Below are 14946 nucleotides of genomic sequence, written 5' to 3'. Positions count from 1 at the left end.
TTAAAGCTAAATAAACTTTAAGTAGCACTATCTTAGGATTGTCCAGTCTTCAACGGAGGTTTGCGAAACTACTTCTCATAAAGACCTGGCCCTTATAAATTACACTACATAGGAAAGGAGCAAAATTTATTAGTTGGAATTTTATATAACATAGTATCGACGTAGAAACAATTATTCAGGGAAGGAGGAAGTAATCATGAGGTATTTCCACTTACTCTCTGCTGTTCTCATGATAGTAATCTTAATCTACGCATTTTTTATCAACTCACATCAAAATACTCCATCTACCCTGTGTTCCATAAGCTCAGATTCCCAAGTTTTCACACTTGATTGGGGTTTAATCACCCTTCAAAAGGTAAGCGAAGTTAAAAATGTTTCCTTAGTGAAATTCAGTGTTGATTCCCAAGGCAGGACAAACATCACAGTTAAAAATGTAACAGCTAAAGTGCCAATTGTTGTTTTAAGTGCCTGTAGTCGCGATAGAAAGTTTCTATGGAGGGTGGAATTTACGAGCTATATATGGGTTTATGAGGATAACTACAGGAAAGAGAATGGAACTGCAGTTCCGAGTGTTCTAATAACTCACACCGATAGTTACCTCTACGCTCTTGTATACCAAACTGCCCCGCACACAATTCAAGACTTTAGGGTAGAAGCTCCAAATGACTATCTTTACATTTTAGGAGAGAATGGAACTGTTAAGGCGATTGACTTAGGTAGTAATGTTGTTCCCATTAGAAATGTCTTTTTAACATCTAATGGCGATTATGTACTAGTAGGATTTGAGAAGCCTCAACTGGATGGTTCTCCAGGTTCTGGAGAAGTTATAATCTTGAACAGGACTGAAGTTATCTTTAGAAAGTCCTTCTTCATGAAAGATCCCTCCTGTCTCTGTTATATCATACCTGGTTGGGGCAGAATAAACCGGAATGGATGTGCAGTGTTTGGACTTTATAATGGAAGAGGAGAATACTGTAACGGGGAATTTACCTACAAGGAAAGTTAAGCTAGGTTTAGAATGTTTACATTAAACGGCTTTTCCTATCCTAGCCTAAATCCTAATTGTTCCTGGGAAACTTTAAAAAGATACAGAGGTCATTGTGTAATTTCAGTAGGCCATTAGAAACCTTTAAAAAGAAAAGAAAAGAGTAGAATAAAAAAAGCATTTTTGGAGGTGTTTAAGGATGAAAGAGATTGTTGAGAGGGTAAAAACAAAGACTAAGATTCCCGTTTATGAGAGAAGTGTAGAAAACGTTTTATCAGCAGTTTTAGCGAGTAGTGATATATGGAGGATTGTAGATCTAAGTGAAGAACCCCTCCCACTCGTTGTCTCGATTTTAGAAACCCTTAACGAGCTTGGATACGTAACTTTTGATAAGGGAGTTAAGCTTACAGAAAAGGGAGAAGAGTTAGTAGCTGAATACGGAATTGGAAAGAGATATGACTATACCTGCCCACACTGTCAGGGTAAGACCGTTGATCTTCAAGCCTTTGCTGATCTGCTTGAGCAGTTTAGAGAGATAGTAAAGGAGAGACCAGAGCCTTTACATGAGTACGATCAAGGTTATGTAACCCCGGAAACCACAGTTGCTAGGGTAATCTTAATGCACACAAGAGGGGACTTAGAGAACAAGGAGGTATTTGTCCTGGGGGATGATGATTTAACGAGCATAGCCTTAATGCTTTCAGGACTACCCAAGAGGATAGCCGTTCTGGATATAGATGAGAGGCTGATAAAGTTCATAGAGAAAACCGCGGATGAAATAGGGTACAATGACATAGAAATATTTACCTTTGATCTTAGAAAACCCCTGCCTGAGTATGCCCTCCACAAGTTTGACACGTTTATAACGGATCCACCTGAAACGATTAAAGCGATAAGGGCATTCGTTGGAAGGGGAATTGCAACGCTTAAAGGTCCTAGATGTGCTGGATATTTTGGAATTACAAGGAGAGAGAGCTCTCTCGATAAGTGGAGGGAGATTCAAAGAATGCTCATCAATGAATTTAATGTTGTAATAACTGACATAATAAGGAACTTTAATGAGTACGTGAATTGGGGATACGTTGAGGAGACGAAGGCTTGGAGGCTAATACCCATAAAGAAGCTTCCTGAATACAACTGGTATAAGAGTTACATGTTCAGAATTGAAACTTTAGAAGGATCAAAGGGATATGAGGAAGAAATAACTGAAGAGGACATTTACAACGACGAAGAAGCATCAACAACTTGAAGCACTTTCTCGAGAGAATTTTTAGGTCCCTCGGGCCCGAATTCTACTATTTTTCTTGGACGTAGAAGAGGTAGAACATCCTCGGTCGTCACGATCCATGGGCTTTTCAAGTTAAAGTACAGAGAAACTGCTCTTTTGTACTGCTCTCCATCGAAGATTACCGCTTTACTTGGGGCAACGACAACTACAACATCAACGTCTAGGGAGCCAAACGTTGGAGCGGCATAGTTCGCATAAGATTCTATGACCATTAAGTCATGATAGTGCTCTAAGTACCGGAGAACTTCGTCAGCTATCTTTCTCGATTCTGATAGGATATCATCCAACTTACCAACCGACAAGGGCTTCGGGTTTAAAACTGATATGAGCTTTCCAACTTCCCCTCTCAGAGGTTTAGTTAATTTATTCAAATTTTCGGGAATATAATAGTGAATTGTCCTGTGCAATCCACTAATCCTAACGATAACTACCTGATTCTGAAAGCTTATACCCATGTAAGAGCTAACCCTCCATCCAACCCTCTCCGGATCTGGGGGGAGGAGAAGGACTGTTACTGGGCTTTCCAGCTCTATTCTGTCAATACTTTTTGCCGCATTGTGAAGTTTATAGGCATCTTCCCCTATTAACAATCCAAATTCAATGCTCTTCTTTAAGAACTCATATTGATACCAGCCGTTAAAACCCCCAACTGGCTTTGAAACTCCAACATCAAATCCTTCCTCTATAGCTTCCCTAATCAAATTAAGGGCAAATGTAGTCTTTCCGGAATCGTAAGGGAGAGCACCAACTATTAAAACCGACACCATTTTCGCTTTCAAAAAATTTTAAAATCAGAAGCCAGTCTTAACTCCTCCCAACAATAAGGCTAAGACTGCTTTCTGTGCATGCAACCTATTTTCTGCTTCATCCCAAACGACGCTGTTTGGTGAGTCTATGACATCGTCAGTAACTTCTTCTCCCCTATGGGCTGGTAAGCAGTGCATGAACATGTAGTCAGACTTAGCGTGCTTGACAAGATCCTTGTTAACCTGGAACGGTCTGAAAATCTTTCTTCTCTCTTCTGCCTCAGCTTCTTGGCCCATTGAAGCCCACACATCAGTGTATATCACATCGGCATCTTTGACGGCTTTAACTGGATCGTGAAGAAGCTCAAAGCTTCCTCCGCTTTCAGCTGCATTCTGCTCGGCCCATTTAATCACTTTTTTATCTGGCTCATAACCCTCTGGAGTTGCCACTACAACATCAGCACCAAGCTTTGTCCCAGCTATCATTAGGGAGTGGCAGACGTTGTTTCCATCGCCAACGTATACGACTTTAACTCCCTTTATCGTTCCCTTCTTCTCCCAAATTGTCATGTAATCAGCTAAAGCCTGGCATGGATGAGAGAAGTCACTCAAACCATTTATAACCGGGACGCTTGCATACTTAGCTAAATCTTCAACATCCTTATGGGCATAAACCCTAGCCATTATAGCGTCGACGTACCTGCTGAGAACTCTAGCGGTATCAGCTATTGTCTCTCCCCTCCTAAGCTGAAGGTCTTGGGCGTTTAGGTAGAGAGCGTGACCGCCCAAGTGGGCCATTGCAACCTCAAAGCTAACCCTTGTTCTAGTTGAGGGCTTTTGGAATATCATGGCTAAAGTCTTCCCTTCAAGAAGTCTGTGGGGCTTTCCTATCTTCTGCCAGATCTTGAACATCTTAGCCGTCTCGAGGATTGTCCATATTTCTTCAGGAGTATAATCCTGGAGGCAGAGAAGATCCCTACCCTTTAAGCTAACTACCATGACCAATCACCGTAACCACTTAGGCTTGAGTTTTAATAATCGTTTCTGCGACATAAGTAAACTTGGATTAGAAAAAGCTCAGGTATGAAGTTTTAATAAGTTAAAAAGTTTCGGAGGGGATTGAGTATTTTAAACATTAACCCTTAATATCTCCCTGGGGGCCCCAGCGATTTCAACGAGGTATTCAGCTTCAACTATATGCAACTTCCCAGGAACTATTAGAATATGAGGAGGATCCCCAAAATCTTCCCTTATCAAATCCTTTACGTATCCGGCCCTTATAGTAGGATTTAACGAACCGGCCCTAGCTAGGACAACTACCAGAGTATCATCTGTGAATACCCCTCCCTTCTTCATATCTTCAACCTTCAGCAATAATTCCATAGCTTCATTAGCGGTCATATACATCCTTTTTTCGGCCTTTATATCAAGGAACAATAGGGTATGAAGTCCCCTCTCAGCGTTCTCTTTTATAACATCATAGTAACTTGTCGGGAACCAATTACCTTCCGGATAAGCAACCGTAGCACTTTTACCAAACTTATATATATGAAGTCCAGTGATACCTACCGCCGAGTATATGCTTGGAGCATGAATTACATAGCTTTCAACACCAGCCCTCTTCGCCCTTATCCTGAGCTCCGCATGGGTTGTGGCAACGAGGGGATCTCCAGGAGTCAAGAAGGCTACATCATTTTCCTTTGCCAAGGGTAAAACTATGTTCTCAAAGTTTAACTCAACATCTTCTCTACTTAGCACCCTTATCTCCTTACCTATTAATTTTTGGATCCTTCCAAGCGTAGTTCCCGCCATTAGAGAGGTATAAAATTCTGCAAACACATAGTCGCACTTCTTAGCTATCTCAAGACCTTTAACGGTTATATCCCTCTCATCGTAGAGCCCCAATCCAATAAAGTACAAAACCATCTACCACACCTCCAGCTTCTGATTTCTTCTAATCGATTTTGCCTCGTATCCTAATCCATTAAGTATCTTAGCGAACGCTTCGGCATGCCCATATACCGTAAAAACCTTTTCTGGATTCACGCGTTCAACTATCTCCAAGAGTTCCCAGAAGTCAGCGTGGTTACTTAGCTTAATTCTCCCAAAACCAGAAACTGAAATTCCCTTAGAGGATGAAACTTTTACTTCTCCTTCCTTCTCAAATTTAAGCCTAACCCCAAACTTCATATAAAACTTTGAAACCTTCGCTATTTCCCTATCAACGCTGACCGAGTAGCCATGTACGTTAAGGATCTTTATTATCTCCTGGGCCTTCCCATAGGGATTGGCCATAAAAGTGGGAACTTTTCCCCTGTCAATGAGATCCTCAACTATTCCTATGATTACTTTCTCGCTCTCCCTGGGATCCGGAAAGGTAAACCTCGGGAGCCCAAAAGTTGACTCGATTATCAAAAAGTCGGCCTTTGGAAGCTTAGCCCTTTCAACCGTTCTAAGCTTCTTAACCTTTACATCTCCAGTGTAGTATAAGGTTCCCTCATCGAGCCATATCTTAATCCCAGAAGAACCGAGTATATGACCAGAAGGATACAACTTAGCCTTAAAATCGCCGATATAAAATTTCTTGCCAAAATCTACGGGGATGTAATATCTTGAATTTCTTAAATGGCTTAAAAAGATAGTAGGTCTCGTTGCGAATATTAACCTACCATTCGCGAAGTGGTCAGTATGTGCATGCGACTGGAATGCGAATTCTCCACTTCCATCTAGTCCTAGCGTTAAGATCCTCATCAAAATAAAGATAAAGGTTCAAGGATAAATAGATGTTGGTGAAGTCCATGAACTTCGATCCGCTTAAGGAAGCTGAGAAAATAAAGGACGAGATAATATCCTGGAGAAGAGACTTTCACATGCATCCAGAACTTGGCTTTGAGGAGGAAAGGACGTCTAAGATAGTTGAGGAGCATTTGAGGGAATGGGGCTACAAGATAAAAAGAGCTGGAACTGGGATAATAGCGGACATTGGAGATGGAGGTAAAACGATCGCGTTGAGAGCTGATATGGATGCTTTGCCTATTCAGGAGGAGAATGATGTTCCTTATAAGTCTAGGGTTCCTGGGAAGATGCATGCTTGTGGTCACGACGCCCACACAGCAATGCTACTAGGAGCAGCAAAGATAATTGCCGAGCACTCAAGCGAGCTTGAAAATAAGGTTAGGCTAATATTCCAGCCTGCTGAAGAGGGAGGAAATGGAGCCCTAAAGATGATAGAGGCCGGAGCATTAGAAGGAGTTGATGCCATCTTTGGGATCCACGTGTGGGCCGAGCTACCTTCAGGCATTGTAGGGATAAGAGAAGGGCCGTTCCTTGCAGGGGTTGGAAAGTTTATCGCGAAGATAATAGGGAAGGGAGGTCACGGAGCAGCACCTCACTTCTCGATAGATCCAATACCAGCTGCTGCAGATGCCGTGTTAGCCCTGCAGAGAATTGTAGCCAGAGAAGTAGACCCCCTAGAAAGTGCTGTAGTTACGGTGGGAAAGATTCAAGGAGGAACGGCATTTAATGTAATTCCCCAATACGTTGAGCTCGAAGGGACATTCAGATTCTTTACCCAGGAACTAGGAAAGTTCCTAGAGAGAAGAATTAGGGAGATCATCGAAAATACAGCAAAAGCCCACAATTGTAAGGCCGAGGTTAATACGGAAATCTTAGGGCCACCCACGATAAACGACGAGAAGATGGTTAAGTTCGTTGCGGAAACGGCAAAGGCATTGGGGCTTAAAGTCGGGGAAGTCAGGAAGACACTTGGTGGAGAGGACTTCGCTTATTACCTAGAGAAAGTTCCAGGAGCATTCATAGCACTGGGAATAAGAAATGAAGAGAAGGGAATAATTTACCCCCATCATCATCCGAAGTTTGACGTAGATGAAGATGTCCTCTACTTAGGCACAGCGCTTGAGGTTGCATTAGCTTTCAACTTCAAAGGTTAGCCAAGATCTCCTCTTCTTCCATCGTTCTTTCACAATAGTGACACCGAACCTTCAATGGGTTTTTGCTTATCACGTAGAATTTTGTCGTAACGTATTCATAGTTGGTTATGCAGTTGGGATTTCCACACTTCAATATCCCCTCAATGACTTCGGGAACTTCAACCTTAAACTTCTCAACGACTTTGTAATTCCTGATTATGTTCACCGTAGCTGTAGGAGCTACGAGTGCTATCTTATTAACCTCCTCTTCACTAAGGAACTTTCCCTCGACTTTGACTATATCCTTTCTCCCCAGCTTTTTGCTTGGAACGTTCATCGCTAATAAAACAGAACCCCCATTGGAAAGCTTACTTAGTCCAAGTATTTCTATTACCTTAAGTCCCTTTCCAGCTGGGATGTGATCTATAACGGTTCCCTCCTTAATTGCGGAAACCTTAAGCTCAGGCATTCAAATCACCCCCAAGACTAGGGCCAAGAGGGCCATCCTCACGGGAACTCCATTAAACACCTGCTTAAAGTATATAGCGTGCTTCGTTTTATCAACTTCAGGATGTATCTCATCAACCCTTGGTAGGGGATGCATTATTCTAAGGCTATCCTTAACATTTTCCAGGATTTTTAGATTAACCTGGTAGCTTCCCTTGACCTTCAAATACTCCTGTTCATCCGGGAACCTTTCCTTCTGGATTCTCGTTACATAAAGAACATCTAGTTCACCTATAACTTCTTCGAGCTTAGTGGTTTCGACTATTTTCATTCCCCTCTCCCTTAGCTCTTCCACTATATGCTTTGGCATTCTCAATAGCTCTGGAGAGATTAAATAGAGCTCAACATCATAAAATGCTAGGGCCTCGGCCAAGCTGTGTACCGTCCTTCCGTACTTAAGATCCCCAAGTAACCCTATCTTAAGTCCATCAATGGTACCGAACTCTTTTTTAATTGTATACAAATCCAGTAACGTCTGCGTGGGATGCTGATTGCTTCCATCTCCGGCATTTATCACAGGAATATCTGCAACCTCAGCAGCTAACCTTGCAGCTCCTTCCTTTGGGTGTCTTATTACTATAACATCGGAATACTGCTCAACTGTTTTTATGGTATCCCTCAGGCTCTCTCCCTTCTTGACACTACTTGTTGAAGCTTCGGCAAATCCTATTACCGAACCACCTAAACGGTGCATTGCACTCTCAAAGCTTAATCTAGTTCTAGTTGATGGTTCAAAGAATAATGTTGCCAATATTTTTCCCTTAGCATATTCTAATTGCCCCTTTTCCTTCATCTCCTTTTCCAACCTCTCGGCCGTGGAAAGAACAACCTCTATATCTTCCTTAGAAAAGTCCCTAATGCTTATAACATCCCTACCTTTCCACTCCATAAAAGCCCTTCTTCATTCAATAATTAGGAGATATTTAAAGTTTACCAAAAACTTTTAGTATTGATATCGAAATCCGATATCGTGATTCGATATGATAAGGCGCATAATACTCGGATTCATGGGCCTCCATATCTTACACCATGCAAGTAAAGAACCAGTAACAGGGGCCTTTATCATGGAGGAACTCAAAAGACATGGATATAAGGTAAGTCCAGGAACGATATACCCACTTCTCAGGAAAATGGAGGATCTAGGCTTACTAAAGAGCAGGTGGGATGTGGTAAATGGAAGAAGGGTTAGACTTTACGAGATAACTGAAAAGGGGCTTGAAGTGTTGAAGGAAGGAAAAGAGAAGGTTAGAGAACTTTGTAAAGAAATTTTAGGTGATTAAAATGGAAAAAGAGAGGAAAATAGCAGGTATAAGCTGGAACGTATTTTTGCTAGGTCTCGTCAGTTTTTTAAACGACATGAGTAGCGAAATGATAGCTCCCATAGTTCCCACTTACCTTACAGACATCCTAAAGATGGGAAAACTCGCTAGCGGTTCAATAATGGGACTCATAGAAAGCCTCAGCTCCCTGTTTAAGGTGATATTCGGATATATCAGCGACGTATTTAGAAAAAGAAAAACGTTCGTTGCTCTCGGTTATCTATTATCCACGATAGCGAAAGGCGCTTTAGCACTCACCCACTCATGGTGGGACTTCTTAACCCTAAGGATACTTGACAGGATTGGAAAAGGAATTAGAACGGCTCCAAGAGATGCCCTTATCGCTGAATCTAGCGAAAAGGGGAAAAGCGGAAAATCCTTCGGTTTCCATAGGATGATGGATACCCTGGGGGCCGTAACAGGACCCCTCGTTGCTGTCGGACTTTTAGCGCTCTTGAGTAAATACCCAAAGGAGCTAGCTTATAGGTATATATTCTTAATCTCTGCAATTCCCGGGGCAATAGGTGTCCTAATAGTAATTTTCCTGGTAAAAGACCGCGGAGGGATCGTCAAGAAAAAGATCAAGGAAATATCATCACTCAAAAGCCCCCACCTAAGGGCGTTCCTGGCCGTAGTCGCAATAGCAGCACTGGGAAGATATAGCTATGCATTTACCCTTTGGAAGGTTAAGGAGCTGGGTTACTCAATCTTTCAGGGACTCGAATTCTACGCTCTCTTTAACGTCATATATGCGTTAGCGGCTTACCCGATAGGATCCTATTCCGATAAGGTAGGAAAGAAAAAGATCATAACTACAGGATTTGGAATAGCTGGATTGGCATCGTTACTCTTCGCTTATTCAAAGAGCTTAGCAATGCTAATGTTAGCATTCATCCTCTATGGTGTGTACATGGCAATTGAAGACACTATTCCAAGGGCATATATGGCCGATTTAGCGAAAGAGTACGAGAAGGGAACAATAATAGGTATGTATCACACAGTATTTGGAATCTTTGTATTTCCAGCATCCATAATCGTTGGCTACCTTTGGCAGACGTACTCCCTGGAGATAGGGTTCCTCTATGCCTCGGTAATGAACTTCATAGCGATGATCCTCATGGGAACCTTTGTTAAAGAAAAGGCTAATTAAGGTTAAAGTACTAGAAATTATGGTGGGCGATTTGAAGAAAGCCGCAATTTTAATTATCCTCCTATTTTTAATTCCCTTTGCGAGAGCATGCTTCTTTCCTCAGGATCTTTACGCTGTGGAAGTTGAACTTAAAGATTACAACCTCAATCCCCTCCTAAAGGCCAGGAACATAGTAATTGAGGATCACAAGATCATCTACCGCTCCCACTATGATCCAAGGTTAATAGTTATGATATGGAACGACTCAAAACTCCACGTTAGGGTTCAAATACCAACGAAATCCGTAGAGGAAAAGATATTTACTGAGGAATTTACGGGAGTTATTCCAGCTCAGACGATTGTTGAGAGGGCGAAGGAAAGTGGATGGGATGTTAAAGAGTATTATCTGAAAAAAGACAACATAACGATATACCTAACCCCCAAAGTCGGTAAAGAGTGTAAAAGCGATTCAGACTGCAAAACTGGGGGATGTTCTGGGGAATTATGCTTAAAGAAAAATGAAACGGCTTTCTCTACGTGCATATATAGGGAATGGTACGAATGCCTAAAGTTGACGAAGTGCGGATGCTATAATGGATTTTGCACTTGGAAGCCAAACCCCCTCTTTATGGAATGTCTCAAAAAATACAACGTTAGTATAGAGAAAATAATAAAGGCTAAGACTCAAATAAGAATTGAAATTAAAGGAGAGATAAATGATAAAATCATAAGAGAAATTGAATATTTACTCGAATGTAAGATACCCAGGAATTTCAATGAAATTGATAAAACCTCGATAGTTCCAACTATAGATCCTAGGATCGTTAATGCGGGAACTGCAATTGAAAGCGAATTGAGATGGCTTAGGGAAGTTGGGGTAATAAAGATAAAAGATGAAGATATCAAAAAGATTAGTGAAATAGCCAAGTGGGGATACTCAGGATACAACGCGCACATAGGCTTCTACGACGGGGAATGGAAGCCGTATTTTAATGCCTCGAACGCTGAACTGATAAGGTGCGTTGGAAATGGATTCAAAGATTACCAGGAGGAATTACCCAAAGATCCCCCAACCATTGAGAGGGGCACGTGCGGGCCCGCTGTTATGATCTTGCTAACTTTAATTGGAATACTCGGAGGGAAAAGACGTGAAAACTCCAACGACGTTTTGGGCAGAGGTAATCTTACCCGCAATAAGGGCAAAAGTAGCGAAGATATTAAGCTCTGAAGGATTCTCCCAGATGAAGATAGCCAAAGAACTAGGGGTAACTCAGGCTATGGTTAGCAAATACTTGTCTAAATATAACCCACCGGAGATCCTTAACCAAATAATGGAGGAGATAGACACCTTAGCCGTGTTAGTAGCTGAAATGATAAAAAATGATACGAAAAAAGAGGAAATAATAAAAACAATAGAAAGGAGCTTTCTCAAGTTTTTAAGCGACGAGAAATTCTGCAGAGCTTATGAAATGTATTCAGGGATCTCAGGAAAGGTATGTAAAGATATAATAACCAGTTCAGAGAGAAAGGAAGTAATTGACGAATTAACCAAGGCCCTAGAGATATTGCTCAAGGATGAGAAGTTTGCTAGGTTAATTCCGGAGATAAGGAGCAATTTTGCATATTCAATATCAAATCCCAGGGATCTTAACGATGTTGCTGCAGTTCCTGGGAGGATCACCGTGATTAAGGATAAGCCCTACGCTATGCCACCTGAGTTCGGAGCTAGCAAGCACACCGCTAAGTTGCTCATAAAGATATCAAGATACAACCCAAAGATTAGGTCAGTCATTAACATTAGATTCGGGAAAGACGTTGAGGAGGCGGTAAAAAAGGCTGGATTAAGAGTTATCTACCTTCCCAGGAACTTAAAGTCAATAGAGGAGGTTGAAAATGAGATAGCTAAAATTTTTGGGATGGGAGAACCTGACATAGTTATCGATCCAGGAAGGCATGGCGTGGAACCCTGCGTTTACGTTTTTGGTGAAAATCCCTGGGATGTTATAAGGAAGCTTAGAGTTGTAGAGAAATATTTATGAAATCTTGTTTTGGAAAAGAAAGCTAATATTATGACAGTAGATTGAGTAACAATCTTCAACAATAAAGAAGCATGAAGAGGTTGTAATCAGCATTTCAAGCCTTGATATGCTTCTTTCAATTCTATTTTAGTCTTGTTGGAACCAAACTCCTGGGTGCTTGACTCCTGGTCCGATAACCTCCTTTCAATTCTCTTATAGTCTTATTGGAACCTCAACCTCTGATTTTGGTATTGCCTTCCTTCCAGACTTTCAATTCTCTTATAGTCTTATTGGAACAACATCATCCCATTTCACGTTATAATGAACAACCTCAAGCTTCTTTCAATTCTCTTATAGTCTTATTGGAACACAGAAGGAACCCAAGTGTGAAAGTCGACATAGAACTCCTTTCAATTCTCTTATAGTCTTATTGGAACTTGACAGCTACATGGGTACTCTCCCGTCTATCTTAAATCTTTCAATTCTCTTATAGTCTTATTGGAACGAGGACGATGAGGAGGAGCTAGTCGAGTACGAAGTTCTTTCAATTCTCTTATAGTCTTATTGGAACTATAGCCTTCAAAACGTCTTCCATGCTGACGTTAGCGTCTTTCAATTCTCTTATAGTCTTATTGGAACCTCTAAATGCGTCCTCCTCCCTCTTATCTAGCTCGCCGCTTTCAATTCTCTTATAGTCTTATTGGAACGGCTCGAATCCCTGGGTTACGAGCTGGAAAGGAAGAACTTTCAATTCTCTTATAGTCTTATTGGAACGAAGGATTTCATACCTGAACATGTCCGATGCAACACACTTTCAATTCTCTTATAGTCTTATTGGAACTTGCGTCATACTTTCCTATCCTGCCCTCTTCCGAGCTCTTTCAATTCTCTTATAGTCTTATTGGAACAAAAGATATTGAGCAGGCAATGATTTTATCAACTTGACTTTCAATTCTCTTATAGTCTTATTGGAACATGGCTTGAAAGTGGAGGTAAGCCTGTCGTTTCTCTCCTTTCAATTCTCTTATAGTCTTATTGGAACGTCCACCGGCATCTATATAGATTTGACGACATCTATACTTTCAATTCTCTTATAGTCTTATTGGAACCCCTGCACACATCGTAGCAACAGCGTACCCAGAGCACGCTTTCAATTCTCTTATAGTCTTATTGGAACAACAGGTGCGGAACCCTTTTCGAGGTTGATTACGTCGTCTTTCAATTCTCTTATAGTCTTATTGGAACCCCTTATGAACTCAACAAGTTCCCTCCCGCTTAAGGTTACTTTCAATTCTCTTATAGTCTTATTGGAACAGGGAGCTTTTTCGTCCTAATTCTCCTACGGAGTGACTACATCACTCGAATTTATAAGGCTTACGGGGTGTTAGACTTATCAAGGAACCTACTTTATAAACAAATTTCTCGGTCTCGACTATCACGTTGGCTTCAACGTCAGACCAAGGAACCTACTTTATAAACAAATTTAACCCTACCTAGAGCTTTAAATTAATAATACTCCCAAGAGCACCCTGGGAAAAATTTATCCTTATCACACCCTATCCCAGGAAAAGACTTAACTAGCTTAACTAATCAGACTTCTAACTTTTTGCAAGAATCCAACAGAATCTCTCAAACCTTCTCTAAAAATTTATCTTTAGCATTCTATTCAAGAATTTTCGAAAAATCTTCGTCACAATTTAACAACAAAATTGTAACACAAAGTAAATAGTAACTTTGGGTTACTAAATCAAACCCTAACTCCTCAAAGGACTTTATTTCAAAAATTAAGCTCAAACAAAATTAAAAAGCAAAAAATAAGCCCAAATATCGTGTACCGAAAAATCTTCACTCATAAAGTACTTCATTATCAGATACTCCTATTGAAGTTATCGAGGAAGACATAGTTGAAAGCGTGCTTAGTCTGAGATTTGAGGATTTGGATGAATATGATGTCAACATTGAGGATCCCTTTGAAGATTTTGATCCTTCGTATTGGGAGCTTGTAGATTGGGAGGAGTGAGGGTAGTATCTATGGTTGAGCTTAGCCATAGGATAAACCCGACTTTTCCCTGAAACATTTTTTGGTTATCTCTGCACCGCAAGTAAAAAACTACGAGGAGAATTATTACTGAGATCGTGGAGGGCGAAGTGAACTTTGGAATGCCCATTTCCCTAATTTCTTCATGAATTTTGTGTGAAAGTCCATACCAAAAGAATAAAAATAGAATGAAGTAGTAGATGAGGAAAATGGGAAGATCCTTCATGAGCATCTCTTTTTCCTTAGGAGACAACTTAAGCACGCTCTCCCTTAGCTGTTAGTTGATGTGGCCCCTAGTGATTCTTCTTTCGTAGCTCTTCCTTAGTTTTTATAAGTGTGTTAATGTAAATCAGAAAGAGAGATACAACAAACAGTATGGAGGCCCTTCCCACATACATTACCACGAGGAGCATTATAAAGAATCCGAAAAGCATGAAAAGTGCCGCTCCCGGTGTGTTCCAGTTGGTATCTCCTTTTCTCATTAGGTAGGCATCTGTAATCGCAAGCAATAGAAGAACCACCAATGTAGAGCGCCAAAAGTCGGGACTGACGTTTCCGCTCAAAATACTTTCTCTAATTTCCTCTGCTGATTTCTGAGTCAATCCAAACCAAAAAATCGTAAAGAGAAATAAGTAGTAGAACAAAAAACGAGGAAGGTTATCAAAAAATCTTTCCTCTTCGTCAGGACTGAGTTTGAATATTCTCATAGTTTATCACTCCCTTGGAAGCTGGATGTATTTATCTATTGGTGCACTCCTCCACGTGCCACTTTCCTCAAACTTGTGTATTGCATATGAGATCGCAACTCCTGCTATATAGTCAAGCCCAGGATATTTTACGACTTTTCCAGCCACATATGACGAAATCCTACTGATCGTATCCACAAGTCTTGCATTCCCATATGTGTGCGTGTAGATCATGTGGGCACTTATTCCGCCGCCTTTCCCAAGTACATCATAATATAATGAATCCTATATACCATGTGGA

General features: G+C 41.0%; 15 protein-coding genes and 1 CRISPR repeat array. Of the genes, 7 read left to right on the top strand and 8 right to left on the bottom strand.

Translation table 11 applies throughout. The features are described from left to right. The first annotated feature begins 196 nt into the window (after positions 1-196). Together PH_RS03440 and PH_RS03435 are read left to right on the top strand one after the other, a co-directional pair. On the top strand, positions 197-1006 hold the full coding sequence (locus PH_RS03440) for a hypothetical protein (RefSeq protein WP_010884827.1): 810 nt from the start codon (positions 197-199) through the stop codon (positions 1004-1006). Positions 1007-1184: 178 nt separating this feature from the next. Further along, on the top strand, positions 1185-2234 hold the full coding sequence (locus PH_RS03435; protein ID WP_010884826.1) for a bis-aminopropyl spermidine synthase family protein: 1050 nt from the start codon (positions 1185-1187) through the stop codon (positions 2232-2234). Here the strand turns inward: PH_RS03435 and PH_RS03430 are convergent. From PH_RS03430 to PH_RS03415, 4 genes are all read right to left on the bottom strand, one after another. Continuing rightward, entirely contained in the window at positions 2204-3040 is an 837-nt protein-coding gene (locus PH_RS03430) for an ATPase (RefSeq protein ID WP_010884825.1), read from the bottom strand. The genes PH_RS03435 and PH_RS03430 overlap by 31 nt on opposite strands. A 24-nt stretch (positions 3041-3064) precedes the next feature. Then, the gene (gene argF / locus PH_RS03425; protein WP_010884824.1) at positions 3065-4018 is read right to left on the bottom strand and encodes an ornithine carbamoyltransferase; all 954 of its coding nucleotides are present in this window, start codon (positions 4016-4018) and stop codon (positions 3065-3067) included. Positions 4019-4147: 129 nt separating this feature from the next. Beyond that, positions 4148-4945, bottom strand: a complete 798-nt coding sequence (gene dph5, locus PH_RS03420) for a diphthine synthase (protein ID WP_010884823.1) — start codon at positions 4943-4945, stop codon at positions 4148-4150. After that, complete coding sequence (locus PH_RS03415) at positions 4946-5770, bottom strand: MBL fold metallo-hydrolase (RefSeq protein WP_010884822.1); 825 nt, start codon at positions 5768-5770, stop codon at positions 4946-4948. It abuts the gene before it with no gap. A 47-nt stretch (positions 5771-5817) separates the two neighbouring features. On the opposite strand from PH_RS03415, the gene PH_RS03410 reads away from it, so the two are divergent. Then, a complete protein-coding gene (locus PH_RS03410) occupies positions 5818-6969 on the top strand; it encodes a M20 metallopeptidase family protein (protein ID WP_048053205.1) in 1152 nt (383 codons plus the stop codon). Here the strand turns inward: PH_RS03410 and pyrI are convergent. Together pyrI and pyrB are read right to left on the bottom strand one after the other, a co-directional pair. Continuing rightward, positions 6959-7417 carry an aspartate carbamoyltransferase regulatory subunit gene (gene pyrI, locus PH_RS03405; protein ID WP_010884819.1) on the bottom strand — a complete coding sequence of 153 codons (459 nt, stop codon included), beginning with the start codon at positions 7415-7417 and terminating at the stop codon, positions 6959-6961. The two genes, PH_RS03410 and pyrI, sit on opposite strands and share 11 nt — an antisense overlap. Next, complete coding sequence (pyrB, locus tag PH_RS03400) at positions 7418-8344, bottom strand: aspartate carbamoyltransferase (RefSeq protein WP_010884818.1); 927 nt, start codon at positions 8342-8344, stop codon at positions 7418-7420. It lies immediately after the preceding gene. A 91-nt stretch (positions 8345-8435) separates the two neighbouring features. Between pyrB and PH_RS03395 the strand changes: the two genes are divergently transcribed. Genes PH_RS03395 through PH_RS03380 form a run of 4 tightly spaced genes read left to right on the top strand, consistent with a single transcriptional unit; the run spans position 8436 to position 11942 of the window. After that, positions 8436-8735 carry a PadR family transcriptional regulator gene (locus PH_RS03395; protein WP_010884816.1) on the top strand — a complete coding sequence of 100 codons (300 nt, stop codon included), beginning with the start codon at positions 8436-8438 and terminating at the stop codon, positions 8733-8735. 1 nt (position 8736) lies between these two features. Further along, positions 8737-9924: an MFS transporter gene (locus tag PH_RS03390; RefSeq protein ID WP_048053204.1), complete on the top strand. Its 1188-nt coding sequence runs from the start codon at positions 8737-8739 to the stop codon at positions 9922-9924. A gap of 22 nt (positions 9925-9946) precedes the next feature. Next, positions 9947-11131, top strand: coding sequence for a CGP-CTERM-anchored Cys-rich protein (locus tag PH_RS03385; protein ID WP_231833729.1), 1185 nt, complete (start codon positions 9947-9949; stop codon positions 11129-11131). Beyond that, on the top strand, positions 11052-11942 hold the full coding sequence (locus PH_RS03380) for a thiamine-phosphate synthase family protein (protein ID WP_010884813.1): 891 nt from the start codon (positions 11052-11054) through the stop codon (positions 11940-11942). Before PH_RS03385 ends, PH_RS03380 begins: the two co-directional genes overlap by 80 nt. A 112-nt stretch (positions 11943-12054) precedes the next feature. Beyond that, positions 12055-13235: direct repeats of the CRISPR family, unit length 30 nt; unit sequence CTTTCAATTCTCTTATAGTCTTATTGGAAC. A gap of 1017 nt (positions 13236-14252) precedes the next feature. On the opposite strand, the gene PH_RS03370 is transcribed toward PH_RS03380, so the two are convergent. Together PH_RS03370 and PH_RS03365 are read right to left on the bottom strand one after the other, a co-directional pair. After that, positions 14253-14666 (bottom strand): hypothetical protein, encoded by a 414-nt coding sequence (locus PH_RS03370; protein ID WP_010884810.1) that lies wholly within the window; start codon positions 14664-14666, stop codon positions 14253-14255. Between the two features lie 6 nt (positions 14667-14672). After that, the gene (locus PH_RS03365) at positions 14673-14879 is read right to left on the bottom strand and encodes a hypothetical protein (RefSeq protein ID WP_010884809.1); all 207 of its coding nucleotides are present in this window, start codon (positions 14877-14879) and stop codon (positions 14673-14675) included. Between the last annotated feature and the right edge of the window lie 67 nt (positions 14880-14946).

It is taken from the genome of Pyrococcus horikoshii OT3 (assembly GCF_000011105.1).
Taxonomy (GTDB): domain Archaea; phylum Methanobacteriota_B; class Thermococci; order Thermococcales; family Thermococcaceae; genus Pyrococcus; species Pyrococcus horikoshii.
This window is presented reverse-complemented; position numbering and strand designations above follow the sequence as displayed.